The 24,901-nt window shown below is 69.3% G+C and carries 23 protein-coding genes; 6 read left to right on the forward strand and 17 right to left on the reverse strand.

Translation table 11 applies throughout. The features are described 5' to 3' along the window. Window positions 1-492: 492 nt before the first annotated feature. The 11 genes from ACFQ4H_RS28100 to ACFQ4H_RS28150 all read right to left on the reverse strand — a co-directional run bounded on the left by ACFQ4H_RS28100 (window position 493) and on the right by ACFQ4H_RS28150 (window position 13,735). Entirely contained in the window at window positions 493-2,136 is a 1,644-nt protein-coding gene (locus tag ACFQ4H_RS28100; RefSeq protein WP_377576441.1) for a sodium/solute symporter, read from the reverse strand. Further along, window positions 2,137-2,547, reverse strand: coding sequence for a DUF485 domain-containing protein (locus tag ACFQ4H_RS28105; RefSeq protein ID WP_377576444.1), 411 nt, complete (start codon window positions 2,545-2,547; stop codon window positions 2,137-2,139). Between the two features lie 59 nt (window positions 2,548-2,606). Then, the gene (locus ACFQ4H_RS28110; RefSeq protein WP_377576447.1) at window positions 2,607-4,352 is read right to left on the reverse strand and encodes a DUF4153 domain-containing protein; all 1,746 of its coding nucleotides are present in this window, start codon (window positions 4,350-4,352) and stop codon (window positions 2,607-2,609) included. A 293-nt stretch (window positions 4,353-4,645) separates the two neighbouring features. Further along, window positions 4,646-5,725, reverse strand: coding sequence for a HAMP domain-containing sensor histidine kinase (locus ACFQ4H_RS28115; RefSeq protein WP_377576450.1), 1,080 nt, complete (start codon window positions 5,723-5,725; stop codon window positions 4,646-4,648). Then, complete coding sequence (locus ACFQ4H_RS28120) at window positions 5,722-6,411, reverse strand: response regulator transcription factor (RefSeq protein WP_377576453.1); 690 nt, start codon at window positions 6,409-6,411, stop codon at window positions 5,722-5,724. Before ACFQ4H_RS28120 ends, ACFQ4H_RS28115 begins: the two co-directional genes overlap by 4 nt. A gap of 160 nt (window positions 6,412-6,571) precedes the next feature. Further along, on the reverse strand, window positions 6,572-8,356 hold the full coding sequence (locus tag ACFQ4H_RS28125; RefSeq protein ID WP_377576456.1) for a Xaa-Pro dipeptidyl-peptidase: 1,785 nt from the start codon (window positions 8,354-8,356) through the stop codon (window positions 6,572-6,574). A 119-nt stretch (window positions 8,357-8,475) separates the two neighbouring features. Continuing rightward, window positions 8,476-8,913: a GNAT family N-acetyltransferase gene (locus ACFQ4H_RS28130; RefSeq protein ID WP_377576459.1), complete on the reverse strand. Its 438-nt coding sequence runs from the start codon at window positions 8,911-8,913 to the stop codon at window positions 8,476-8,478. Then, a complete protein-coding gene (locus tag ACFQ4H_RS28135) occupies window positions 8,913-9,668 on the reverse strand; it encodes a LytR/AlgR family response regulator transcription factor (protein ID WP_377576462.1) in 756 nt (251 codons plus the stop codon). Before ACFQ4H_RS28135 ends, ACFQ4H_RS28130 begins: the two co-directional genes overlap by 1 nt. 43 nt (window positions 9,669-9,711) lie before the next feature. Further along, a complete protein-coding gene (locus tag ACFQ4H_RS28140; RefSeq protein WP_377576465.1) occupies window positions 9,712-10,932 on the reverse strand; it encodes a sensor histidine kinase in 1,221 nt (406 codons plus the stop codon). Window positions 10,933-10,983: 51 nt separating this feature from the next. Continuing rightward, on the reverse strand, window positions 10,984-12,513 hold the full coding sequence (locus ACFQ4H_RS28145) for a sugar transferase (protein WP_377576468.1): 1,530 nt from the start codon (window positions 12,511-12,513) through the stop codon (window positions 10,984-10,986). Window positions 12,514-12,835: 322 nt separating this feature from the next. Beyond that, the gene (locus tag ACFQ4H_RS28150; RefSeq protein ID WP_377576471.1) at window positions 12,836-13,735 is read right to left on the reverse strand and encodes a DNA-formamidopyrimidine glycosylase family protein; all 900 of its coding nucleotides are present in this window, start codon (window positions 13,733-13,735) and stop codon (window positions 12,836-12,838) included. Window positions 13,736-13,945: 210 nt separating this feature from the next. On the opposite strand from ACFQ4H_RS28150, the gene ACFQ4H_RS28155 reads away from it, so the two are divergent. Further along, entirely contained in the window at window positions 13,946-15,118 is a 1,173-nt protein-coding gene (locus ACFQ4H_RS28155; protein ID WP_377576474.1) for a glycosyltransferase family 4 protein, read from the forward strand. 52 nt (window positions 15,119-15,170) lie between these two features. Here the strand turns inward: ACFQ4H_RS28155 and ACFQ4H_RS28160 are convergent, their stop codons facing one another. The 5 genes from ACFQ4H_RS28160 to ACFQ4H_RS28180 form a co-directional block, all read right to left on the reverse strand. Continuing rightward, the gene (locus ACFQ4H_RS28160; protein WP_377576476.1) at window positions 15,171-15,896 is read right to left on the reverse strand and encodes a CDP-alcohol phosphatidyltransferase family protein; all 726 of its coding nucleotides are present in this window, start codon (window positions 15,894-15,896) and stop codon (window positions 15,171-15,173) included. Continuing rightward, on the reverse strand, window positions 15,871-16,938 hold the full coding sequence (locus tag ACFQ4H_RS28165; RefSeq protein ID WP_377576478.1) for an iron-containing alcohol dehydrogenase family protein: 1,068 nt from the start codon (window positions 16,936-16,938) through the stop codon (window positions 15,871-15,873). The genes ACFQ4H_RS28160 and ACFQ4H_RS28165 overlap by 26 nt, the downstream gene beginning before the upstream one ends. Next, window positions 16,926-17,657, reverse strand: a complete 732-nt coding sequence (locus tag ACFQ4H_RS28170) for a phosphocholine cytidylyltransferase family protein (RefSeq protein ID WP_377576481.1) — start codon at window positions 17,655-17,657, stop codon at window positions 16,926-16,928. The genes ACFQ4H_RS28165 and ACFQ4H_RS28170 overlap by 13 nt, the downstream gene beginning before the upstream one ends. A gap of 311 nt (window positions 17,658-17,968) precedes the next feature. After that, window positions 17,969-18,718: a hypothetical protein gene (locus ACFQ4H_RS28175; protein ID WP_377576484.1), complete on the reverse strand. Its 750-nt coding sequence runs from the start codon at window positions 18,716-18,718 to the stop codon at window positions 17,969-17,971. Next, window positions 18,715-19,164 carry an NUDIX domain-containing protein gene (locus tag ACFQ4H_RS28180; protein ID WP_377576487.1) on the reverse strand — a complete coding sequence of 150 codons (450 nt, stop codon included), beginning with the start codon at window positions 19,162-19,164 and terminating at the stop codon, window positions 18,715-18,717. The genes ACFQ4H_RS28175 and ACFQ4H_RS28180 overlap by 4 nt, the downstream gene beginning before the upstream one ends. A 115-nt stretch (window positions 19,165-19,279) precedes the next feature. Between ACFQ4H_RS28180 and ACFQ4H_RS28185 the strand changes: the two genes are divergently transcribed. From ACFQ4H_RS28185 to corA, 3 genes are all read left to right on the forward strand, one after another. Then, the gene (locus ACFQ4H_RS28185) at window positions 19,280-19,675 is read left to right on the forward strand and encodes a CBS domain-containing protein (protein WP_377576490.1); all 396 of its coding nucleotides are present in this window, start codon (window positions 19,280-19,282) and stop codon (window positions 19,673-19,675) included. 216 nt (window positions 19,676-19,891) lie between these two features. Further along, window positions 19,892-20,992 (forward strand): aminotransferase-like domain-containing protein, encoded by a 1,101-nt coding sequence (locus tag ACFQ4H_RS28190; protein ID WP_377576493.1) that lies wholly within the window; start codon window positions 19,892-19,894, stop codon window positions 20,990-20,992. 448 nt (window positions 20,993-21,440) lie between these two features. Further along, window positions 21,441-22,502, forward strand: a complete 1,062-nt coding sequence (corA, locus tag ACFQ4H_RS28195) for a magnesium/cobalt transporter CorA (protein ID WP_377576535.1) — start codon at window positions 21,441-21,443, stop codon at window positions 22,500-22,502. Between the two features lie 37 nt (window positions 22,503-22,539). Here the strand turns inward: corA and ACFQ4H_RS28200 are convergent, their stop codons facing one another. Next, entirely contained in the window at window positions 22,540-23,250 is a 711-nt protein-coding gene (locus ACFQ4H_RS28200; protein ID WP_377576495.1) for a hypothetical protein, read from the reverse strand. Between the two features lie 119 nt (window positions 23,251-23,369). On the opposite strand from ACFQ4H_RS28200, the gene ACFQ4H_RS28205 reads away from it, so the two are divergent. Together ACFQ4H_RS28205 and ACFQ4H_RS28210 are read left to right on the forward strand one after the other, a co-directional pair. After that, entirely contained in the window at window positions 23,370-23,900 is a 531-nt protein-coding gene (locus ACFQ4H_RS28205) for a peptidylprolyl isomerase (protein ID WP_377576498.1), read from the forward strand. A gap of 53 nt (window positions 23,901-23,953) precedes the next feature. Beyond that, window positions 23,954-24,865 (forward strand): rhomboid family intramembrane serine protease, encoded by a 912-nt coding sequence (locus tag ACFQ4H_RS28210; protein ID WP_377576500.1) that lies wholly within the window; start codon window positions 23,954-23,956, stop codon window positions 24,863-24,865. Window positions 24,866-24,901 lie beyond the last annotated feature (36 nt).

A 24,901-nucleotide genomic window follows, 5' to 3' on the forward strand; every position in this document is an offset into this window, starting at 1 on the left:
CGCCCGAAGCTCGGCCCGCTCATCCGACGACATCTCCACCGACACAGCCAACCACAACACATCTCAAGTAAAGACATCGGGATCACGAGACACTAGAGGTATCGGCTATGGAGCAGGTTGCTGTTCGTGTTCCCAGTTCACATTGGCAAGACGGTGGCCCGTCGCGACGAATTCAATGATGACAGCACAGGCGGCCTCGCAAGTCACATGGGCAAGGGTGGCGGGAATGTCCTTGAGCCGGCGTCGGGTGACTCGTAGACGGTGATCGGGGTGTCCGGCGGGAGGTCGGAGGCGTAGCTGCCGTCTGGGAGCCAGCGGACCGTTGCACGGTCGGCGGCGATGTCGATGTCGATTCGCAGTGCGGGCTGGTGGACGGTGCCGATCGTGACGGTCTACCCGCAGCCGCCGTGAGGCATGATTGTTTCAATCTGCTCGTCGAAGCGGCGGCCGGTGCGACCGGCGCGACCGCGAACTCGCCGATGAGCGGATCGGTCAGAGCCGGAGTGCTTCCGGAGCGTGCAGCCGGAGCATGGTGGCACTGACATCGGCCGGGATCCGGTTCCGGGTCGCCTTCGACACGGCCACCATCACGGCGAAGGCCAGCGGTACGGTCCAGGCGGCCGGTTGTGAGATCAGGACCGCCGGCCAGCCGGTCAGCGGTGGGCCAACGACCGTGACCAGGACCGCCACGATCGCCGCGCCACCCCCGACGAGGATGCCGGCCGCCGCGCCGAAGTCGGTCAGTCCACGCCACCAGCTACCGAGCACCAACAGCGGACAGAAGCTGGACGCGGCGACCGCGAAGGCCAGCCCGACCACCTGCGACACGTCCAGCCCGGACACGTTGAGCGCCAGCACCACCGGCACCAGCCCGGCGATCAACGTCGCCAGACGGAAGTCACGGACCGAGCCGCGTCCCAGCACGTCGGTGGAAATCACCCCGGCCACGCTGGTGAGCAGGCCGGAGGAGGTGGACAGGAAGGCCGCGAACGCGCCCGCCGCGACCAGGGCGGCCAGCAGTTGCCCGGTCAACCCGTCGCCGAGTGCGGCACCGGGCAGCAGCACCACCACCGCATCGGTCTGCCCGGTGACCAACAGCTGCGGGGTGTAGATCCGGCCGAGTACCCCGTACAGGGTCGGGAACAGGTAGAACGCGCCAACCAGGGCGAGTACGACCAGGGTCGTCCGGCGGGCGGCGGCCCCGTCCGGGTTGGTGTAGAAGCGGACGAGGACGTGCGGCAGGCCCATCGTGCCGAGGAACGTGGCCAGGATGAGGGAGTACGTCGCGAACAGGCCCCGGTCGTCGTTGCCGGCGGTGCTCGGCAGCAACCAGTCGAGCCCGTTCGCCGCCTCGACTCCGGACACCTCGGGCACCGGGTCGCCGGCGGCGAAGGAGAGCTTTTCGCCGGGGCGTACCGCCAGGGTCGTTCCGTCGGCGAGGGTGAGGGTCGCCGCCTCCTCGATCACGACGGTGGTCGCGGTGTGGAACGTCGGCCCGGCCGGGGGCGTCACCGCCGGCCGCCCGTCGGCCTGCCAGTGCAGGACAAGGAAGATCACCGGTACGGCCAGCGCGGTCAGTTTGAGCCAGTACTGGAACGCCTGCACGAAGGTGACCGCCCGCATCCCGCCCAACGCCACGTTGCCGGTCACCACGGCACCGACCAGCAGCGCGCCCAGCTCGTACGGGGCACCGGTGACCGTGGTCAGGGTCAGCCCCGCCCCCTGGAGCTGCGGTACGAGATAGAGCCAGCCGATGAAGACGACGAAGACGGTGGCCAGCTTGCGCAGTCGGCGGGAGCCGAGCCGCAGCTCGCAGAAGTCGGGCAGGGTGAAGGCACCCGACCGGCGCAGCGGCGCGGCCACGAAGAGCAGCAACGCAAGGTATCCGGCGGCGAACCCGACCGGATACCAGAGCACGTCCACGCCGTACTTGAGGATCAGCCCGGCGATGCCCAGGAAGGACGCGGCCGACAGGTACTCCCCACCGATCGCGGCGGCGTTCCAGGTCGGGCTGACCATCCGGGACGCGACCAGGAAGTCCGAGGTGGTCCGGGCCAGTCGCAGCCCGTAGAAGCCGATCGCGACGGTGACCAGGGTGACCGTCACGATCGCGGGTACGACGTAGGCGTTGTCCATTCAGCGCTCCGGCCGCTGGACCAGATCGGTGAAGTCCTGCTCGTTGCGTTCCGCCAGGTGTACGTACGCCCAGCCGACGGCGACCAGGAACGGGAACGAGCCGAGCCCGAGCAGCAGCCAGGGCAGGTGGATTCCGAACAGTTTCGTCGCCCCGACGGACGGGGCGATCGCGAACAGCAGCGGCAGGCCACCCAACCCGATCACGACGACCAGCGCCATCCGTACGGCGAGGGTGAGCTGGGCCCGGACCAGGCCCCGGACCAGCGCCTCTCCGACCCGGGTCTGCTGGGTCAGTTCGGCGCGGGTCCGGTCGGCCCGGGTACGGCGGGGGCCCACCTCGGCCAGCACGATTCGAGTCCGCCGGGGTGGTGGCGGTGGTGGTTCGCGAGGTGGTTCGGTGGGGGTGGCCACCTCGGCAGTCTCACCGCCCGACGCTGATTGTCAAGACCTGGCGTGATTGACGAACCCGGTCAACGGGGATATATCGTGAGGCACTGCGCGGGGTCGTAGTCGACCGGCCGTTCGGCGATGATCTGGCGGGCGCGGGCCCGCCCGAGGTTCGCCTCGTACCAGTTGTCGGGCTCGGACCTCAGGTCGGTCGCGATGGCACCGAGAGCGCAGTTGCGCATCCGGTTCGGCAGCCGGTTGAACGCCGGTACGGCGTCGGCCGAAAGCCAGGAAAGGTAGCCCACGTCGAGTTGCCCGGTCCGCTCGAACCGGTCGATGTTGCGCTCGGCGATGTACCGGTCCGGGTTGATCGTGGCGAGGCCGAGCAGGGCCAGCACCCCCATGCCCAGCACCAGCCGGGGCAGCCAGGTGGCGCGTAGCCGGATTCCGGCCACCAGGACCAGGACGAAGACCAGCCCGAGCCACAGCTCGCTGGCGGCCACCATCAGCCGTAGCCGGGTCGCGCCGTACGCCTGGGTGTAGACGTTCATGCGGTAGAGCGCGGAGGCGACCACCACCAGGCTGAGCAGGGCGAGTGCGCCGAGGAGCAGGCGGAGCACCACCCGGTCGGCAACGGTGTCCCGAGGTGCCCACCGGGTGGCCCCGGCGATCACCAGCAGGGTGAGTGCCGAGACCACCAGCAGTTGCCAGTAGCCGCTGCGGGCGTACTGGGCGTACGTCGGTCCGGACTCGCCGAGGACATGTTCGGCGCCGCCGAACAGGACCGTGATCTGCACCAGCACGAACGCGACGAAGAGCAGGTCGAGCAGGGCCACCGGTAGCGCCCACTCCAGCAGCCGGACCCGACTGGCTGGCCTTCCCTCCAGCCCGGTCAGGTCAGGCGGTGCGGTGAGCAGGTATGCCGCGCCGAGCAGGCCGGAGAGCAGGACCGGGAACAGGAAGGCCCAGCGGACCACGTCGCTGACCGCCAGTTCGGGCAGTAGTCCGCCGAGCAGGTCGGCGAACGCCGCATCGGCGGAGGCGAACAGGGCCCCGAAGACGACCAGCAGGCCGACTGAGACGGCGACGGTGGCGAGGAGTCGCCCGACGGAGTGCCCGTTGCTTCGTGGGCCGGTACGACTCATGCCGCGTGCCGTCCACGGCATCGCCCGGAAGACGGCGGTGATCGGCAACATCGTGGCCAGCAGCATTCCGCGCAGGGACCGCCCGCCGGTCACTGCCAGGCACGCGGTCACCCCGGCCGTCAGCACGCAGAGTACGAACAGCCAACCGGCGGCCCGTACCGCGCCGACGCCGATCAGTGCCACCGTTGCCACTGCCCAGGCCACCTGGTCGACCCCGACCGGCGACCGACGGGTACGGGGTCGGTCCGCTGCCGGCCCGGCGTGGCTCGGTGTCGACCTGGTTTGGTCCGGTGTCGGCTTGATCTGGTCCGGTGTCGGCTTGGTCTGGTCCGGTATCGGCCTGGCCCGGTCGGGCTTGGTCTGGCCCGGCACCCCCGTGCCGTCGGGCCGGACGTCACCACGGGACCAACCGATCGCCGCTGCCGTGACCAGTGCTGCCGTACCGGTGATAACGGCGACCAGCCAGCCGACACCGGGCCGGGTCAGGGGAAGACTCACCGCGCCGATCGCCGCCGCGGTTACTGCCGTGCCCAGTACCGGCCGGTGAATTCCGCTGGCCGGTCCCGGCCAGCGTCGGGCCATCGGAGACGGTCGGGCCGGTGACAGCAGCGGGCGCTGCTGCCACTGGGACGGCGGTGGTGGCGGCACCCGCAGGCCGGGTGCCGATGGGGCGGGCTGGTGCATGACCACTGGCCGGGTCGGGTGTGCCCCACCCGTCGTGGACTGTGCCCCACCTGTTGGCTGCGCCGCAGCGGTTGGTGGCGTCGGCGGTGCGCCTGTCGCCGGTCGGGCTGGCTGTGGCTGCGCCGTTGCCGGTACGGCCGGTGGCTCGGCCGCCGCTGGTGCGGCCGGTGGTGCGTCGGCCGTTGGCGGGGTTGGTGGTGGCGCGGGTGCTGGGGCTGGGGCTGGCTGTGCGTCGGCCGTTGGCGGGGTCGGCGGTTCGGGTGCGGAACCGGCCGCCTCAGGCGGATTGCTGGTCAAGCTGCCTCCGATCGGGTGGCGGTCAGCGGAAGGGTCACCTGGATCCGGCACCCGGTGCGGGGCTGGCCGGGAGACTTCTCCGGTGGGTCCGTGACAGTAATGGATCCGCCGTGCAGTTCGACGGCCCAGTGTGCGATGGCCAGACCGAGTCCGGTACCGCCGCCACTGGTGCGGTCCCCTCGCGTGAACCGGTCGAAGACCCGTGATCGTTCGTCGACCGGGATCCCGCTGCCCTCGTCGATCACCTCGAACCGGAGTTGTCCGGCCTGGGGTTCGGCGGTGACGAGGACGGTGCCGCCGGGAGGGCTGTGCCGGGCCGCGTTGTCGAGCAGGTTGGCGAAGACCTGGTGCAGCCGCCACGGGTCGGCTTCGATGGTCAGTCCGGGGAGCGGCCGACGTACCTCGAAGTGCACGCTCCGTCCGGCGCCGCTGGCGGTCACCTCGGCCTGCCGTACCGCGTCGTCGAGGAAGTCGGCGACGTCCACCCGTACGCGTCGGAGTGGCACCACGCCCGCGTCCAGGCGGGACAGGTCGAGCAGTTCGGTGACGAGGTGTCCGAGCCGTTCGGTCTGGGCCAGGGCGACCCGCAGCGTGGCGGGCTCCGGTTCGGCCACCCCGTCGACGATGTTCTCCAGCACGCCCTGGAGGGCGGTGATCGGCGTACGTAGTTCGTGCGACACGTTGGCGATCAGTTCGCGCCGCCGTCGGTCGGATTCGGCCAGCTCCGCCGCCATCTGGTTGAACGCGGTGGCGAGTTCGCCGACCTCGTCCCGGGAGGTGGCCCGGACCCGGCGGCTGTAGTCGCCCCGGGCCATCGCCCGGGCGGCAGCGGTCATCTCCCGCAGCGGCGAGGTCATCCCGTGCGCCAGGACCTGTGAGGTCAGCAGGGCGACGGTGATGGCCGCGATCACGGTTTTGGGCGGTACCCAACCGATTCCGATGATGAAGATGCCCATGCCGACCGCACCTGCGGTGACCAGCAGGATGCCCAGTTTGATCTTGATAGATCGGACCGGGTCCAGTGGGCGGGGCAGCAGGTCCAGGGCCCGGTTCAGCAGCGTCCAGAACCGGTTCACGGCCGTACGTCCAACGCGTAGCCGACCCCGTGGACGGTACGGATCAGGTCCGCGCCGAGTTTGCGACGCAACGCCTTGATGTGACTGTCGACGGTACGGGTGCCGAATCCCTCCGGCCAGCCCCAGACGTCGGCCAGCAGCCGTTCCCGGGGCAGCACCGTACGCGGCCGACCGGCCAGGTGCACCAGCAGATCGAACTCGGTAGGGGTCAGATGCGCCTCGACCCCGGCCCGGCTGACCCGTCGTTCGGCCTGGTTGATCTCCAGGTCGCCGACCCGCAGGGTCGACTGGGCCGGCTCCGTGACGGAGTTGGCCGCCCGGTCCACCCGACGCAGCAGGGCGTGCACCCGGGCGGCCAACTCGCGGAGCGAGAACGGCTTGGTCAGGTAGTCGTCGGCCCCGACGGCCAGACCGACCAGCAGATCGGTCTCGTCGTCGCGGGCGGTCAACATGAGGACCGGCACCGGCCGGTCGGCCTGGATCCGCCGGCACACCTCCAGGCCGTCGAAGCCGGGCAGCATAACGTCGAGTACGACGAGGTCGGGTTGCCACGCCCGTACGGTCTCGACTGCGCCGGGCCCGTCCCCGGCGATGCGTACGGTGAAGCCTTCCGCCCGCAGTCGGGCGGCCACCGAGTCGGCGATGGTGCGTTCGTCCTCGACCACCAGGACGCGACGTTCCTTCATGGTGAAGGACTGTATGCACTGCTCGTGGAGAGCCATGGGGTGCGTTGTGAACAACCTGTGGAGAACCCGATTTCCCTGTGGATAACTTTGCGATCCTGTGGATAACCGGGCGGCGACCACGTTTGGGATGCCGGTCGGCGGGACCGGCACCCCCAACGCGTCAGCCGAGGTGCGGGAGGTGCCCGACCAGCGGCAGGATCAGGGAACTACGTCCCGGTACGACCCGCAGGCCCGTACCGCCCGGTGGCCGGAGCGTGTAGTCGTAGTCCGTGGAGATGATCACCAGGCCGATCCGCCGACCAGCGCTGAAGTAGTAGTCCCGGGGCTGCATGTTGAAGGTCAGGTCGTACTCCTGACCGGGCATGACCGGCAGGCTACGGGCCTTGCCCGCGCGATTCTGCGGATCCAGCCAACCCCGCGTCACGATCACCGGCGCGCTGTTGCTGCCGGCCGGGCCGTAGTCGACCAGCAGGGCGGTGAGGTTGGCCGCCTTCCGGTTCGTCACCGCCGCCCGCACCGTCACCCTCGGTGCGCCGGACAGTCGCAGCGTCTCGGGCAACGGACCGGTCCGGTAGACCAGCCGGTTCGGGTTCGCGGTGTCCGGGTCGGCGACCAGGGCCGGGGCCCGGTTGGTACGCCCCTGGTCGACGAAGTTCTGCCGGACGTTGCCGCCACCCCGGCCGAGTGAGAGTCGACCCGGGGCGGTGGACGACGTCGCACTGAGGTTGAGGACGGTGTTGCGGGCCGCCGGGTCCGGCCAGTCCGCGTACTGCCGCCAGGTGCCGTCGGTGTACTCGACCTCGGCCATGGGTTCGTCGACGATCCCGTTGTCGATGCCCTTGACGAAGTAGTCGAACCAGCGGATCACCGTGTCCTGGAAGTCCGGTCGGGATCCGGGTCCGCCGTGCCCGCCCCGGTGCAGCCAGATCTTGCGGGGTACGTCGTGCCGCCGCAGCGAGTCGTACCACTGGGCGTAGTGCTGTCCCTTCACGTTCCAGTCGGACTGTCCGTGGACGACGAACACGCCCGCGGTGACCCGGGACGCGTCGACGTAGTCCCGGTCCCGCCAGAACGCGTTGTAGTCGCCGGTACGTCGATCCTGGTCGTTGGTCAGCCTGGCGAGTTGGCTGGCGCAGTTGAGCCGGTCGCCGCCGACGAAACCGGCCAGTACGTCGGTGTCCTCACCCTGGTAACCGCCGGGCGCGACGACCAGGCCGTTCGCCCGGTAGTAGTCGTACCAACTGGAGATCGCGGCGATCGGCACGATGGCCTTCAACCCCGCGACCCCGGTCGAGGCAGCCATGTTCGGCAGGGTTCCGTTGTACGAGGCACCGATCATGCCGACATTGCCGGTGCTCCACGACGCCGTGACGGGCTGGCCGGTGGAGTCGAAGCCCCGGGCCCGGCCGTTCAGCCAGTCGATGACCGCCGTGGTGCCCAGGGTCTCCTGCCGGTCGCCACTGGTGGCACAGCCGTCGGAGGGGCCGGTGCCGATGCTGTAGCCGAGCACCATCGCGTACCCGTTGGCGAGGAAGTAGTTCTCTTCGTTCTGGCTCAGCAGGGCGGGGACTGACTTGGTGTTCGCCGGTCCGCCGAGCCGTCCGGCGTCCGGTACGGCCGAGCCGCCGCCGAACAGCCCCTCCTGGGGCAGCCGGTCGGGGTCCACGTTGTGGAACGGGTACTCGGTCCAGCTTCCGCGGTAGGGGCTGTGCTCGAAGACCACCGGCACCTGCGCGGTGGTGTCCGGTCTGGTGATGTCGATGGCGACCCGGTCCCGACGACCATCATGATCACTGTCGACGGTGGATTCGACGTACACCCGTTCGTTGATCACGACGGTGGGGGTGATGCTGGCGGCGGCGACCGTGCTGGGCGCGGCCAGGCCCGGTACCCCGGAGGCGGCGATCATGGCCAGTACGGTGGCGGCGCGCGGGACGACCCGCATCTCGCTTCCCCTTTCGATGGCTCCACGTCGAGACAACCATCGAGGAAGGTTGATTGCCAGTCAAGGGTGCGGCGGTCTCCACGGCCGGAGCCTTCTCGTTGCCGCAGCCCAAGAACTACCTAACCGGCCAGTGGCTTGACGAAGCGTGCCTTCGAGCCGCAGGCGTCCTCATAGCCCAGTTTCCCGTAGAAGCGGTGTGCCAGCTCCCGGCTGCGACTGCTGGTGACCTCCATGAATACGCAACCGGCCTCCTGCGCCCACCTCTCCGCAGCGCCGACCAGGGCGTGCCCGACCCCCCGACCCCGGTAGCGGTCGTCGACCACCAGCGCCACCAGCCGGCCGAACCGCCCGGTCCGCTCCAACATCGGGCAGGCGTGCAACGCCGCGACCCCGACCAGTTCGCCGCCGTCGTCGGCCCCCAGCAGCAGGCTCGACGGATCGTCCAGCCAGTAGTCGAGACGCCCGTCGACAGTTGTGACATCGGTCGGATAACCGAGCTGATCGAGCAGGACACTGAGCCGTACCACGTCCTGTCGGCGAACCGGTCGAAGATCCATCAGCGGCTCCAGTCCTGCTTGGCGGCGCGTACCAGCTTGTCCTTCAGCTCCCTGGTATGCCGGCGACTGACCGGCAACTCGCTGCCGTCGATGATCACGACGTAACCGGAGTTGGCCAACCGGAGTTCGGCGATGAGCCGGATCTGCACCAGGAACGAGCGGTGGATACGGACGAAACCCGCATCCGCCCAGCGCTCGGCGAGGGTCGCCAACGACACCCGGACCAGATGCGATCCTTCGGTGGTGTGCAGCCGGGCGTAGTCGCCCTGCGCCTCCACCCACCGGACAGCCGACCGGGGCAGCATCCGGGTCGTACCGGCCAACTCCACCGGGATGGCGGGATCCTCCTCGGCGCGGGCCAGCGCGGACGGATGCGACGGTACGACCCGCGACCCGACCACCCGACGCAGCGACTCGGCCAGCCGCTCGGCGCGTACCGGCTTGCGGACGTAGTCGGTGACCCCCAGGTCGAAGGCGTCCACCGCCCCGTCGTCGTACGCGGTGACGAAGACGATCGCCGGCGGCCGGGCGAATCGGCGTAGTACCCGGGCCAGTTCCATCCCGTCCAGTCCGGGCATCCGGATGTCGAGGAAGACGGCGTCGACGTCGGTGTCCCGCAGCACCCGCAGGGCCTCGGTGGCGTCGGAGGCGGTGTACAGCCGGGCCACCCGGGGATCGGTCCGCAGGTGGTAGGCCAGCTCGTCCAGGGCAGGTGGCTCGTCGTCAACCGCCAGCACCCGCAGGAAGCCAGTCACGTCCCCTCCTCGCTGCGCTCGTCGCTCACGTCCCCTCCTCGGCTCACGCGTTCGCCCGTACCCTGCGGTGGAACTTCGGCACCCGCATACTCACCTTCGTGCCGGACCCGAGTCCGGTCTCCACGACCAGGCCGAACTGGTCACCGAAGACCGACCGCAGTCGCTCATCCACATTGGACAGACCGACGTGTTGGCCGGAGTCGTCGTCGGCTTCGGACGTGGCCAGCTCGGCGATTCCGGTGGCCAGTAGGGCCGGGTCCATTCCCACACCGTCGTCCTCCACGGTGATGTGGCATTCGGCCCCGGCGTCCCGGGCCTCGATGCTCACCATGCCGGTGCCCGGTTTCCGGGACAGCCCGTGCTGTACGGCGTTCTCGACCAGCGGTTGCAGACAGAGGAACGGCACACTGACCGGCAGCACCTCCGGGGCGATCTGTAGGCGCACCTGGAGCCGATCGCCGAACCGGGCACGTTCGATGGTCAGGTAGCGGTCGATCGAACGCAGTTCCTCGGCCAGCGTGGTGTACTCACCGTGTGCCCGGAACGAATAGCGGGTGAATTCCGCGAATTCGAGGATCAACTCGCGAGCCCGTTCCGGGTCGGTACGGACGAACGAGCCGATGGCGGTCAGCGCGTTGTAGATGAAGTGCGGGCTGATCTGGGCCCGCAGTGCGCGTATCTCGGCCCGGGCCAGTCGTTCCCGGGACGAGTCGAGCTCGGCCAGGGCGAGCTGGGCGCTGGCCCAGCGCGCGGTCTCCAGGGTGGCCTGGACCAGGCCGGGTGCCGGCGGGTCGTCGGCGATCGCCACCAGCGCTCCGGCGGGCCGGCCACCCGGTCCGGCCAGTGGGGCGACGACGGCACCTCGGATCAGGCAGTCGACCCGGTCGCAGGGCAGTTCCGTCTCGCCGAGCACCGTGGAACGGTCCGCCGCAATGGCCCGCTGGGCCGCCTCGACCAGTTGCGGACCGTGGTGGCCGCCATGCCCGTCGACCGCCAGCACCTCGTCGGCGTCGACCAGGGCCAGCCCGGCGGCACCGACGAGGGCACGCAGATGACGTACGGCCTTCGCCGCGCCGGTCGTGGTCAGGCCGGCGCGGAGCGGCTCGGCGGCCAGCCCGGCGGTGTGCAGCACGTCGTACGTCGCCCGCTGGGTCGCGGTGGCGATGCCCCGCCGACCGCGCAGCCGGACGACCGCGAACAGGGCAGCGCCCAGCGCACTGACCAGCACGACGACCGCGAACGCGGCGAACAGGTTCGACCCCACGCTGGAATCCTGGCTGGTTCGCCACGGTTCGCCAAGTGGTCGACGGCTCGACTAGTACGCGCCCTTGCGGGCCAGCACCACTCCGACGGTCCGCCACAGGATGCTCAGGTCGTACGTCAACGACCAGTTGTCGACGTAGTAGAGGTCGAGTCGTACCGCCTCGTCCCAGGAGAGGTCGGATCGACCGGAGACCTGCCACAGACCGGTCATGCCCGGGCGGACCAGCAAGCGGCGTCGTACGTCACCGAGGAAGTCACCGTCGTCGGCGGGCAGCGGTCGTGGCCCGACCAGGGACATCTCGCCCCACAGCACGTTGATCAGCTGAGGCAGTTCGTCGAGCGAGCTGGCCCGCAGGAACCGGCCGACCGGGAAGACCCGGGGATCCTGCTTGATCTTGAACAGCATGCCGTCGGTCTCGTTTTGGTCGACCAGGCCGGCGAGCCGTTCCTCGGCGTCGACGTACATCGTCCGGAACTTCCAGACCCGGAACGTACGCCCCTCGTGACCGACCCGGGGCTGCCGGAAGAAGACCGGTCCCGGGTCGGAGAGCCGGATCGCGACCGCGATCGCGATGAACAGCGGGATGAGCAGCACGAGGCCGACCCCGGCGGCCACCCGGTCCATCAGGTTCTTGAGCAACAGGGCCGGGCCGGAGAGCGTCGGCTCCTCGACGTGCAGCAGCGGCAGACCCTCGATCGGCCGGATGTGCACCCGGGGACCGGCGATGTCGGTCAGCTGAGGCGCGACGACCAGGTCGACGCCCGAGCCCTCCAACTGCCAGGCCAGTCGACGCAACTCACCCGGCTCCGCGCTGGCCGAGCCACACACTGCGATGGTGTCGCCACCGACCTCACGGACCAGGGCCAGCACGTCCCGCCCGGCGTACACCGGAATCGGGGTTTCTATCCCCCGTGCGGCGGCGTAGCCGTCGGTGAGATGGATCGCGACCGGGATCAGCCCGGCGGCCGGGCTGCGGGTCACCGCCGTATAGACCTCGAGCGTCTCGGGCAGGGTGCCGACCAGGACCATCCGGTGCGCAGCCTGACCGGCCTGCTTGCGGATCACGTGCAGCGCGAGCCGGGCCAGAAACCGGACGAGCAGGATCAGCACCGTTGCGCCGACCAGGGCGGTGCCGACCGTGAACCGGGACAGGTTGGCCTTGATGGCGAAGGCCAGGAACGAGACGCTGGCGGCGACGGTAACCGCTGCCCGGATAACCCGCTTGAACTCGTCCGGACCGAGCCCGAGATATCGCCGGTCGTACGCCCGGTTGCCCCACAGGATGACCAACCAGCCCAGCGGGAGCAGCAGGTAGGCGACCGTGTAGAACCAGGCCGGGGTGTTGAACCAGCTCGGATCTTCCTTGTTCGCGGCGAAGCCGGAGGCTGCCTGGTCGAACAGGGAGATTGCGATCCAGCTGACCAGGGCCACCGCGCCGAAGTCGAGGAGCAGCAGGACCAGGGTGTAGGGGCGGTGCCATCGGGACACCCGCCGACCGGCCCGCGCCCATGCCGAGCGGGGTACGCCATTGGGCGATTGGTTCGTCGGCGGCTGGATTTCGAAGCTGTCGACGTGCCGCACGAGTTTGCTCCGGCCTGTGTTGGTTACCGGGCGCTGGAGGCTAGTCGTCACCTCACCTACGTCCTCCCGCATGACACGTGTCGCCCAAACCCATGAGGACTCGGGTCGTCCACTGCCCCAGTCTCCCACGCAGGCTCCGAAGGGATGCCAGCCAAGGGGACTTTACGCCTGTTACCGCGCGGGGAGAGCGCTCGTCGCCCCACCGCGGACGCAGCCGCGGACCGAGTCACTATACCGATGGATGAGCCCCTCGGTAGGTCTGGATGGCGGGCGATTTCTCGTCTCCTGGGCGATTTACTCCGCCGCACTGCTAGTCCGTAACCTAGCGCACAAGCCGGGACAACCGACGGTCAGCGAGCGGTTTACCCCCGGTCTGGCAACCGGGGCAGTACTGCAGGCTGGAGTCGGCGAACGAGACCTCCCGGACCGTGTCACCACAGACCGGACAGGGCAGGCCGGTACGCGCGTGGACCCGCAGTCCCGAGCGCTTCTCGCTCTTCAGTTCGGCGGCCCGCTGACCCAGCGACCGGGACACCGCATCGCCCAGCACGTTCCGGGTGGCCTCGTACAACGCCGCCATCCGGTCGTCCGGTAGCCGATCGGTGATCGCGAACGGGGACAGCCGGGCGGCATGCAGGATCTCGTCCGAGTAGGCGTTGCCGATGCCGGACAACACCTGCTGATCGGTGAGCACCCCCTTCACCTGGCCGCGCCGGCTACGCAGCCGCTCGGCGAAGGTGGGCAGGTCGACCGCGAGCGCGTCCGGACCGAGCCGGGCGACACCGGGCACCTGCGCCGGGTCGGTCACCAGGTAGGCGGCGAGACTCTTCTGCGTACCGGCCTCGGTCAGGTCGAACCCGGAACCGTCGTCGAGGCGTACCCGCACCGCGATCGGTCCCTTACCGGGCTTCAGCGGGACACCGGACGGGAACGTCTCCCGATAGTGCAGCCAGCCGGCCCGGGCCAGGTGGACCACGAGATGCAGGGCAGGGGCACCGTCCCCGCCGACACCGTCACCGACACTGTCACCGCCGAACACCACGTCGAGGAACTTGCCGTGCCGGAGCGCCCCGGTCACCGTACGGCCGGTGACCGCGCTCGGTGCCGGGTCGTACGTCTTCAGGGCGTTGATCGCGGCGATCTCGATCCGGTCGACGCGCCGGCCGACCGCACGCTCGCGCAGGTAGCCGGCGAGGGCCTCCACCTCCGGTAATTCAGGCACATCAGCAACGGTAGCCTCTGCCCGCGTGGGACAGGCGGAACGAGCACGGAACGTACGAGGTGACCGTTTCCCGCCGGGCCCTGGCCCACGTGAGCCGTACCGGAACGCGAGTCGCGCTTGCCGGCCCCGCCGAGGCGAAGGAAGGTTGGCATCTGTGAGCGCGAGGAGTGAGCTTGCGAGCCCCGCAGTCGCGAACGAAAGGTTGGCACCGTGAAGGTGGTCATCGCGCACAACCGGTACCGGGAGGCCCAGCCCTCCGGCGAGAACATGATCGTCGACCTGGAGATCTCCCAGCTCACCGCCGCCGGCGTCCAGGTGCTGCCGTTCCAGCGCAGCTCCGACGAGATCCCGACGATGCCGAAGAGCGCCAAGGCGCTGCTGCCGCTGTCACCGATCTACGCCCCACGCGCCCAACAGGACCTGAGCCGGCTGCTGACCGAACAGCGGCCGGACGTACTGCACCTGCACAACCCGTACCCCCTGCTCTCGCCCTGGGTGGTGCGGACCGCGCACCGGCATGGCGTGCCGGTGGTGCAGACGGTGCACAACTACCGCCAGGTCTGCTCGTCAGGGCTCTACTTCCGAGATGGGCGCATCTGCCAGGATTGCCGGGGTCGGGCGTTCGCGGTGCCGGCGATCCAGCACAGTTGCTACCGCGGCTCGCGGGCACAGAGCGCACTGATGGCGACCACACTGGCCGTGCACCGGTCGACGTGGCGCTCGGTCGACCGGTACATCGCACTCACCTCGGCGGTCGCCGACCACCTGCGTGACTACGGCATCACGGACGATCGGATCGTGGTGAAGCCGAACGCGATCCCCGATCCGGGACAGCCCGCGCCGCTCGGGGACGGTTTCCTCTTCATGGGTCGACTCTCCCCGGAGAAGGGTCTCGGGCTGCTGCTCGACGCCTGGCGGCGACACCCGGACGGCTCCCTCGGTCCGCTCCGGATCGCTGGTGACGGAGAGTTGCGCCCACTGGCCGAGGCAGCCGCCGCCGAACGGTCGGACGTGGTCTTCCTCGGCCCGCTCGACCGGTCCGGGGTACGCAAGGCGATCGACGATTCGACGGTCGTGATCGCAGCGTCGACGTGGCACGACGTACTGCCCACCGTGGTGATCGAGGCGCTGTCCAGTGGCCGGCCGGTGCTCGGTACGGCACTCGGCGGTATTCCGTACCTGGTGGGCATGGACGATCCGGCGGGTGCGGCCGGTTGGGTCGTCCCGGCTGACCCGGCGGCGATGGCCGCCGCACTGCCGGTTGCCCGTGCCGGTGCGGCTGCCCTGGCACCGCTGGCCCGGTCCCGCTACGAGCGCACGTTCCACCCGAACGTGGTCACCCAGCAACTCCTCGACATCTACACCTCCCTGCGCCGCGCTTGAGTGTTGGAAAGGGCTCCTTCCTACGTGAAATGCGGTAGGAAGGAGCCCTTTCTCACCGCAGAGAGGCGCGGGCGGAGAAGGCGATGCTGGCCAGCAGGAAGCCGCCGTTGACGACCGTGAAGGCCGCGACGAGCCAGACCGTCCAGGCAGGTACGAGCATGAGCACCAGCCCGGCCAGGGTGATCACGGCACCGTAGTCCCGGACCAGCTTGACCAGCCGTACGGGCAGCGAGGTCGAGGTGACCATGCTGGCGGCGTTCGGGCCGGACTGCATCACCGAGGTCACCAGGTTGACCATCCAGGTACCGGCGAAGGCAGCCACCAGCCATACGGGTGTCGCCGGCCGTTGCGCGATCGCCACCGTGCCGAGCGACGTGACCAGTGCGATCTGCGCCGCCACGTCACACAGCACGTCAACCCTGGCACCGGCCGGGCTGCCCCGGCCGGTCACCCGGGCGAGTTGGCCGTCGGCGCAGTCCAGGGCGTACGCCACCTGCCAGCCGATCAGGGCGACCAGCCCGATCACCCAGGCCGGTACGTCCCCACCCGCCACCTGGTCGGCGAGTGCCACCACGGTCACCGAGGCGGCCAGCCCGATGATCAGGTTGGCGATGGTCAACGCGGTGGGTGGCAGGCCGAGCCGGTGCGCCACCAGCGCAAAGCCAGCGCCAAGGCGTTGACTGATCGATTCGCTGAACAGACCGCCGCCCCGGTTGACGCGGTAGAAGTCGGCGGCGGTCGGGCGGGACAGCTCAGCCGAGGTGGTCGCGGAGTGCATCGGCGTAGTCTGCCAGCCGCCTACGGATCTCGTCGGGTGCCATGTCGAGGTGTTCGAGGATCGTGTAGCGGTCCGGTCGGGTACGCGGCGCGAACGCCACCGCCTCGACGAACTGGTCGTCGGTGAGGCCCACGTCGGCGGGGGTACGCGGCAGGTTGTGCCGGGCCAGGCAGGCGGACATCTGGACGAACCGTTTCTCGTCGCCGCGCAGGAAGGTGCAGAACAGCGCCCCGAGTCCGGCCAACTCACCGTGCGATCCGGTGTCTGGATAGAGGGCGTCGATGGCGTGCATGATCTCGTGGCAGCCGCCGCTGGACGGGCGGCTGGTGCCGCAGACCGCCATCGCCAGCCCGCTGGAGATCAGCGACTCGGCCAGTACGGTGACGAACCCGTCGTCGCTCATGTCGCCGGGGTGGTTGATGACCGCCTCGGCACCGGCCCGGGCCAGGCTGGCGGCGAGTCCGTCGACCGGCTCGCCGCGCACCTGCCGGGCCAGCTCCCAGTCGGCGAGCGCGCTGAGGTTGCTCACCACGTCGCCGATGCCGGCCCGGTTGTGCCGTTCCGGACCACTTTCCACGAAGTCCAGGTCGACGATGACGGCGATCGGGATGTGCACGCCGTACGAGCCTTTGATCCCGTCGGTGACCAGGCTGGCCACCGGGGAGGCGATGCCGTCGTTGGCCAGGGCGGTGGCCACGGACACCATCGGTAGACCGCGCCGGGTGGCGGCGTACTTGGCGACGTCGACCGTCTTTCCGCCGCCGATGCCGATCACCGCGTCGTACGACCGGGCACCGAGCTTGGCGCCGAGTTCGTTGGCGGCGTCGATGCTGCCGCCGGTGACGGTGAACACGTCCGCGGACCCGAGCGTCGGGCGGATCAGCTCGCCGATCTTCTCGCCCTGGCCGGGGCCGACCACGACGGCGACGTCACCGCCGGCCGAGATCCGCCCGTCGGAGAGGATCGCAGCCAGGTCGGCCACCGCCCCCCGGCGGACCTCGATGGCCAGGGGCGTCATGACGGAACGGGCTAGTAGTGGCACGCGATCTCCCGGGCCCGGGCCAGGTCGGCGTGGTTGTCCACCTCGACCCAGGGCACGTCACCGATGGTGGCGGCCCGCACCTCGCCGCCCCGCTCGGCGTACTCCTGGTAGCCGTCCTCGTAGTAGAGGTTGGGGTCGCGCCGCCAGGTGGCCTCCAGCGCGTCGGCCAGGCCGGCGGCGGCGTGCGGCTCGATCAGGGTGGCACCGATGTACTCGCCGAAGGCTTCCGCCGGGTCCATCAGCTTGGTGATCCGGGTGAGCTGCCCGTTGGCGTCGAACGTCGTCTTCATTTCCTCGTCGGCGCACTTCTTGACCGCGTCGATGGCCAGCAGGATGCCGGGGCCACGCTTGGCCAGCAGGGTCTGCTCGACGCTGACCGGGTGCACGGTGTCGCCGTTGACCAGGAGCGCACCCTGGGCGAAGTGGTCGCGGGCCAGCCAGAGCGAGTACGCGTTGTTCCACTCCTCGGCCTTGTCGTTGTGCACCAGAGTGATCTTCACGCCGTACCGGTCCTGAAGCGCCGCCTGGCGGGCCTCGACGGCCTCCGCTGCGTAGCCGACCACGACGGTGACGTCGGTCAGCCCGACTGCGGCGAGGTTGCGCAGCGAGATGTCGAGGATGGTGGTCTCCCCGTCGACCGGGACGAGCGCCTTGGGGAGGGTGTCGGTGTACGGGCGCAGCCGACGTCCCGCGCCAGCCGCCAGCACCATACCGATCATTCCAAGATCCTCTCTTACGACAACGCGACAATCACGACAATTGCGATATCCATGATGATCACGTCAATCGTGGTAACCGCAACAAGCAGTACAACGGCCACCGGAACCGTCCATCGCGACAAGGCGCGGCGGGGGTTCCAGCATCCGGCTTACCGCACGGAGGATAGCGCCGTGAGCCGGCAGAGCCGCTGTCAGCCGCTACCCGCCCTGGTCAGTCAGGCTGTCGGCTGACTCCGGCCCGGCCGAACTCCAAAGCCCGGCTGGCTCCGGCCCCGGCGACTCAGCCCGGCCGAACTCCAAAGCCCGGCGACTCAGCCCGGTAGCGCTGCCAGGTCCGCCAGGAGGGTCAGCCGCTCGGCCGGGGCCAGAGCGGCGTACGGCCCGGCCGCCCGTCGATTGGTCTCCAGCTCGATGGTCAGCCGCTGCGGTCCGGACGGCAGGTCGGCGATGCTCCGGGGGCTGTGGCCGGCGGCGCTCCAGGCGGCGGCGTGTGCGTCCGCCCGGTGGTGGCGCAACGCGCCCAGGCGGTTGAGCAGTAGCACGCCCGCCGGGGTGCCGTCCGGCTCGTACGGTGGAGCGACCGCGTGGAACGCCTCGCCCCCGTCGGCCGAGGCGGCGGTCACCAGCACCCCGAACGCGTCGACCAGTCGGGCCACCCGGTCGCCGTGTCCGTCCCAGATCTCCCTGGTGATCTGGGCGTGCAGACCGTAGAGCTCGGTGAGGAACGACCGGCCCCGGTCGGTCGCGTAGAACCCGCCATCCCGCTCCCGGCAGAGCATCGCGTGCGCGACCTGTTTGTCCAGCACCCGCTGGCATTCCACCGGGTCCCGGTACCTGGTCACCGCAGCGAAGCCCGCGCCGCTGACCGTGCCACCGGGTGCCGCCGCCCGGGTCCGGAAGTCGACCAGGAAGCCGGTCGCCGCCGGTCCGCCGTACCGCTGGCTCAACTCCGCCCCACCGTACGCATGCCCGGCGGCCATGACGGCGAGGAAGATCCGGTCGATGGCCGGCGCGACGAGTGCGGCGATGTCGTGTGGCGCCAGCGAAACGTCGTCGTTCACAGGCCGATCGAACGTAGTGTGGCGAAGCCGTCCTCGGCGATCCGGCGGATCAGCCCGTCGTTGACGTCGCGGTGCTCATCGAGTACGGCGACCTCGTGCTCGGCCAGCCAACGGAACTCGGTGTGCTTGCCGACCTCCAGCCGGGGCCGGGACAGGTCACCGTCGACGCGGACCAGGTAGTCCATCTCGATCCGGGTGATGCCGTCGTTACCGGTGTAGCGGTATTCACCGACCAGCCCGAGAATGTGCGATACGGTCCAACCGGTTTCTTCCGTTATCTCCCGGTGGAGTGCTGTCTCGAAGTCCTCGCCGGGCTCAAGGTGCCCCCCGACGATGTCCCAGACGTTGGGGAAGAGGCGTCGCTGGGGCGACCGGCGCTGGAAGAAGAGCCGGCCGTCGTCATCGACGATCAGAGCTCCGGCGCAGCGTAGAGGCTCGGGGGGCACCCCTCGACAGTAGCGACCAGGTGTGCGGGCCGGATAGCACGGAGGTCTTGTAGTTCGATGCCCGCAAGGTCCAGTATGGCCGTACCGGTGCCGCCGACCGCTGGGGTGATGTCTGATGCGGGTGCGCGAAGCGATGTCCAGCCAGGTTCTTGTCGTTGGTCCTGACCACACGCTCCGGCAGGCCGCCGGAATGATGGCGCAGCGAAGGGTCGGCTCAGCCGTCGTCGTCGATCCTGATTCCCAGGGCATCGGGATCATGACTGAACGCGACGTGCTCAACGCGGTTGGTGCCGGGTTGGACTGCGACGTCGAGCGGACCGCGGCCCATCTCACCTGGGACGTGGTGTACGCCGGGCCGGACTGGACCCTCGAAGAGGCGGCGGCCACCATGGTCCGGGGCGGATTCCGCCACCTCGTCGTGCTGGAGGACGGCGAGGTTCTCGGGGTGATCTCGGTACGGGACATCGTCCGGGTCTGGGCCAGCGAGCGGACGGTCACGCCGCAGGACTGAGCCGGTGACGCGGGTGGGTTGCCGTAGCGTTATTGGTGGTCTATATCACGTGCTGGCCGGGCGGTCCGCCCGGATGGCCGTCCAGGACCGTCGATGGCTCTCGTTCGGGATCGTCGATGGCTGTGTCGTGCCTGCTCAGGACGGTCAGACGCTCATGATGCGGACACGGCGGTACCTGCGTCGCTGTGGCCATCGTCACCCGTACGCTGAGTAGTCATGACTGCCGAGCAGCTGATTTCGTTCGCCCGTGGGGCGCCCTCTTTGGACATCGTCGATATTGATGGGCTCAAGGCCGCGGCGGTTCGGGCCTTTGACGCCGACCCGGCCGGTATCACCGCGTACGGCACCTCGATGGGCTACCTGCCGCTGCGTGAGTGGATTGCGGCCAAGCACGGCGTCGCCGTGGACCAGGTGCTGGTCACCAATGGGTCGTTGCAGGCCGACGCCTTCCTCTTCGACCGGCTCGTCAAGCCGGGTGACGCGGTCGTGGTGGAGCGCCCGACCTACGACCGGACCCTGCTCAACCTCCAGCAGCAGGGTGCCGAGGTGCACGCGGTGACCATCCAGCCGGACGGGATCGACACCGACGAACTGGGCAAGCTGCTGGAGTCCGGGGTGCGGCCGACGGTTGCGCACATCATCCCGAACTACCAGAACCCGGCTGGCGTCACGCTCTCCCTGGAGAAGCGGCACGCGCTGCTGGCCCTGGCCGCCGAGTACGGCTTCACCATCTTCGAGGACGACCCGTACGCCGACATCCGGTTCCGGGGCGAGCCGCTGCCGTCGATGCTCTCCCTCGACCAGCACGACGTCGTGGTGCACGCGTCCAGCTTCACCAAGACCGTCTGCCCGGGTGTACGGGTGGGCTACCTGGTGGGGCCGGCCGCGCTCATCGCCGACATCGCCAAGCGGGCCACGAACCTCTACATCTCGCCCGGCATGGTGGCGCAGGCGATCGTGCACCAGTTCTGCGTCTCCGGGGACATCCACCGGTCGATCGAGAAGGTCAGTACGTCGTTGGGTGAGCGGGCGACGCTGCTGGCCGCCGCGTTGCGCCAGCACATCCCGGGCGTCCGGTTCATCGAGCCCGACGGCGGATACTTCCTGTGGGTCGAACTGCCGACGGACGTCCACGTCGACAAGCTCGCGCCGGCTGCGGCGGAGCGTGGCGTAGCGGTTGTCAAGGGCAGCGACTTCCTCCTGGACGGCGGTCAGCACGCGCTGCGCCTGGCCTATTCGGCGGTCACACCTGACCGGATCGAGGAGGGTGTGCAGCGTCTCGCCGAGGCGGTCGAGGCGGTCCGCGGGCAGAGATAAGAAACATTGTCGGATATCCGACAAATGAATGCGGTTGCTTGTTGGGGGTTCCCAGAGGGGCGGTGGACAGCTCACAATGCTGCGAGCGCCAATCGTTTCATGCGGTTGACCTCATAGGCATAACCCCCCGCCCCCAAAGGGCGCCGGGTGGACCGCCCGCACCTACCCCCCCGAGCGGCCGGTCCACCCGGCGCCACCCCGGCAGCAGGATGGGTTTCCTGCTGGACACCAGGCCTGGCCTGCCAGCGCCGAGCCGGGCTTCCGTCGTGGGCGTAGCCTGCATTCCGGCAGTGGTCACGCCGGTGGGAGGGAGGTGGCCAGGATGGTGGATCAGCCTGACCAGACCAGGATGGCGGCCCAGGCGAGGATGGCCGCGGATCAACCCGATCCGGTCGGGGCGCGCAGCCGCGTTCCGCGTACCCGGGCCTGGACCGCACCGGTACGGGCGATGACCCGCATGCTCAACGCCGACGTCAACAGCCAGCAGCCGCCACCCGAGACCTCCCCCGATCGCAGCGCGGTCGTGGACTGCGCGCTCTACGTCGACGGGGTACGGCAGGCCGGCGAGTGGGACTACGCCGAGGCGTTGGCCGAGGCGCGACAGCACCGCAACGCCTTCGTCTGGTTGGGCCTGCACGAACCGAGCCTGGCCGAGATGGCCGCCATCGCCGGCTGCTACGAACTGCACGAGTTGGCGGTCGAGGACGCGGTCAAGGCCCAGCAGCGACCCAAGTTGGAGCAGTTCGGCGAGGTCAGCTTCCTGGCGCTGCGTACCGCCCGGTACGTCGCACACGGCGAGCTGACGGAGAACTCCGAGGTCGTGGAGACCGGGCAGGTGATGCTCTTCATCGGTCCGCAGTTCGTGGTCAGCGTGCGGCATGGCGACGCCTGCCGGCTCTCGCCGATCCGCGCCGACCTGGAGAGCAAACAGGAACTGCTGGCCCAGGGACCCTGGGCGGTGGCGTACGCGGTCACCGACCGGGTGGTCGACCTCTACCTGGAGGTCAGCGACCGGATCGAAGAGGACATGGACACGCTGGAGACGCAGGTGTTCAGCCGGAACACGCGGGGTCGGATCCAGCGGATCTATCAGATGAAGCGGGAACTGGTGGAGTTCAAGCGGGCGGTGGTCCCGTTGCAGCGCCCGCTGATGACGCTGACCGCTCGGGTGAACGAGGAGGTACCGGAGGAGATCCGCCGCTACTTCCGGGACGTGCAGGATCACCTGACCCGCACCGTCGAGCAGGTCAACTCCTACGACGACCTGCTGAACTCGATCCTGCAGGCGCGCCTTGCCCAGGTCACGGTTGAGCAGAACAACGACATGCGCAAGATCGCCTCGTGGGCGGCCATCGCGGCGGTGTGGACCGCCATCGCCGGCATCTACGGCATGAACTTCGACGTCATGCCGGAGACCAAATGGACGTACGGCTATCCGGTGGTACTCGCCCTGATGCTGACGATCTCGCTGGTGCTCTACCGGTGGCTACGACGTAACCGCTGGCTGTGACCCGGGCAAGGACACGCTGCACGGGCAGGATCGTGCCCTAGTTCTGGCTGTTGCCGGCAGAGGTCGTGGCGCTGCCGAGGACCCCGTCGGTCCGGTTGGCGGCGCTCTTGGCCGAACCCTTCCTGGCGCTGTCGCCCATGGTCGCCGCTGCGGTCCGGTCGGCCACCCGGTCGGCCACCTTCTCCATGGTCCGGTCCATGGACCGGTCGGCAGCCGGGGTCGCGCTGGTCGGGTCGGTGGTGGTGCCAGTCGAACCGGCCGCCAGCACCTCGGCGTCCTCCCGGGCCGTGTCCAGCGCGTGGCCGGCCTCGTACGACTCCCATTCCTGTTGCCGACGGCGACGCATCGCCACCGCACCCGCGACACCGATCATGGCACCAGCGGCCAGGATCCCGGTCACCATCGGCCACCGTCGACGTGCCATCAACGACTCCTTCTTCCGCATTGCTCGCATCTTCCTGGGCTTCGCCTTCCGGGCGGTCGCGCCGGCCTGACGGGCACCGTCCGCCGCCGCCACGGCCAGCGGCGCGAGGGCGGTCACGGTTGCTCCCCAGCCGTACGACGCCCGGTCCCTGAACCGGGCGGCGGTCGGGGCGACGTACTCCCGGGCCGCCGTCATCCGGGGACCGACAGTGGCTCCGACCCCACCGGCCGCATGGGTGGCCGCCCGCCTGAAGTGATCGATACTCTCGCCCAACTCGGCCTTGGCGAGCTGACTGTGAGTTCTACGTCGACCAATTCCGAACACCGGTCCCACCTCCTGGGTGTCGTTCCTTCGTCATCCTCCACCTTTGGATGCCTCCGCACTGCCAGAACGGGCACATGGGAGGATCCGCATGGAAACTGACCGACAACTGAGGAGTACCCGTGGCTGAGGCGATCTACGCCACCTTGCACACCAACGCCGGCCCGATCCGGTTGGAGCTGTTCCAGAACCACGCGCCGAAGACGGTTCGCAACTTCGTGGAACTGGCCGAGGGCACGCGTGAGTACATCGACCCGCGGACCGGCGCGCCGGGCTCCGGGCCGTACTACGACGGCACCATCTCGCACCGCGTGATCGCCGGCTTCATGATCCAGATGGGTGACCCGACCGGCACCGGCCGGGGTGGACCCGGCTACAAGTTCGCCGACGAGTTCCACCCGGAGCTGCGCTTCGACCAGCCGTACCTGCTGGCCATGGCCAACGCCGGACCGGGCACCAACGGCTCGCAGTTCTTCATCACGGTGGGCCCGACCCCGCACCTGAACAACCGGCACACCATCTTCGGCAAGGTCGCCGACCAGGACTCGGCCAAGGTCGTCGACGCCATCGCCAACACGCCGACCGGTCCCGGTGACCGTCCGCGCAACGACGTGGTCATCGAGCGGGTTGAGATCGAACGTATCCAGGCCTGAGCCGGTCCGCGAGGTACCTTTGCTCGCATGAATGAGCGCGGCGAGGTGACATCGTGAACGAGTCTCCGCCGACGGCACCGGTCTGCTACCGGCACCCGTCGCGGGAGACCTATGTCCGGTGCACCCGATGCGAGCGGCCGATCTGCCCCGACTGCATGCGGGAGGCGTCGGTCGGCCACCAGTGCCCAGAGTGCGTAGCGGAGGGCCGTCGTACGCAGCGGCCGGTGCGTACCGTCTTCGGCGGCGGTACCGCCGGCCGTGCCGGCTACGTCACCAAGACGCTCATCGGGATAAATGTCCTGTTCATGCTGCTGTCCATCTTCCTGGACCAGGGCGGCGACTCGGTTGCCGGTGGACGGGGCTTCGGTGGGCTACTGGGTGGCAGCACCCCGTTGACCGACTGGGGCTCGGTTCTCGGGCGGGCGCTCTTCCCCGACTTCACCGTGCACGGCATCGCGGAGGGCGAGTACTACCGCCTGATCACCGCGATGTTCCTGCACTACGGCGTGCTCCACCTGCTCATGAACATGTGGGCGCTGTGGGTGCTGGGACGTTCCCTGGAGGCGACGCTCGGGCCGCTGCGGTTCCTCGCCCTCTACCTGGTCGCTGGCCTGGGTGGAAACGTCGCCGCGTACGTCTTCACCGCGCCGAACGCCCAGACGGCGGGTGCCTCGACCGCGGTCTTCGGGCTGTTCGCGGCGCTCTTCGTCATCATGCGCCGGCTCGGCCGGGACACCTCGTCGGTGATCCCGATCCTCGTGATCAACCTGGTCTTCACCTTCGCCGTGCCGGGCATCTCCATCTCCGGTCACCTCGGCGGTCTGGTGGTCGGAGCACTCATGGCGCTGGTCATGGCCTATGCGCCTCGGTCACGCCGGTCGTTGTTCCAGGTGGCCGGCACCGCTCTGATCGTGATCGCGTTGCTCGGCGTGACCCTGGTACGGACGGCGCTGCTGCTCACCTGAGGGCCCACTGCTCACCCGAGGGCCCACCTGGGTGGG

The organism is Micromonospora sonneratiae, assembly GCF_042679305.1.
Taxonomy (GTDB): domain Bacteria; phylum Actinomycetota; class Actinomycetes; order Mycobacteriales; family Micromonosporaceae; genus Micromonospora_H; species Micromonospora_H sonneratiae.

What these genes read in the sequence shown, in the direction of transcription:
- ACFQ4H_RS28120 (WP_377576453.1), bottom strand. Translation starts at nt 6,411, where the DNA reads ATGAAGGAACGTCGCGTCCTGGTGGTCGAGGACGAACGCACCATCGCC.
- ACFQ4H_RS28110 (WP_377576447.1), bottom strand. Translation starts at nt 4,352, where the DNA reads ATGCACCAGCCCGCCCCATCGGCACCCGGCCTGCGGGTGCCGCCACCA.
- ACFQ4H_RS28170 (WP_377576481.1), bottom strand. Translation starts at nt 17,657, where the DNA reads ATGATCGGTATGGTGCTGGCGGCTGGCGCGGGACGTCGGCTGCGCCCG.
- ACFQ4H_RS28185 (WP_377576490.1), top strand. Translation starts at nt 19,280, where the DNA reads ATGCGGGTGCGCGAAGCGATGTCCAGCCAGGTTCTTGTCGTTGGTCCT.
- ACFQ4H_RS28130 (WP_377576459.1), bottom strand. Translation starts at nt 8,913, where the DNA reads ATGGATCTTCGACCGGTTCGCCGACAGGACGTGGTACGGCTCAGTGTC.
- ACFQ4H_RS28100 (WP_377576441.1), bottom strand. Translation starts at nt 2,136, where the DNA reads ATGGACAACGCCTACGTCGTACCCGCGATCGTGACGGTCACCCTGGTC.
- ACFQ4H_RS28190 (WP_377576493.1), top strand. Translation starts at nt 19,892, where the DNA reads ATGACTGCCGAGCAGCTGATTTCGTTCGCCCGTGGGGCGCCCTCTTTG.
- ACFQ4H_RS28125 (WP_377576456.1), bottom strand. Translation starts at nt 8,356, where the DNA reads ATGCGGGTCGTCCCGCGCGCCGCCACCGTACTGGCCATGATCGCCGCC.
- ACFQ4H_RS28160 (WP_377576476.1), bottom strand. Translation starts at nt 15,896, where the DNA reads ATGCACTCCGCGACCACCTCGGCTGAGCTGTCCCGCCCGACCGCCGCC.
- corA (WP_377576535.1), top strand. Translation starts at nt 21,441, where the DNA reads ATGACCCGCATGCTCAACGCCGACGTCAACAGCCAGCAGCCGCCACCC.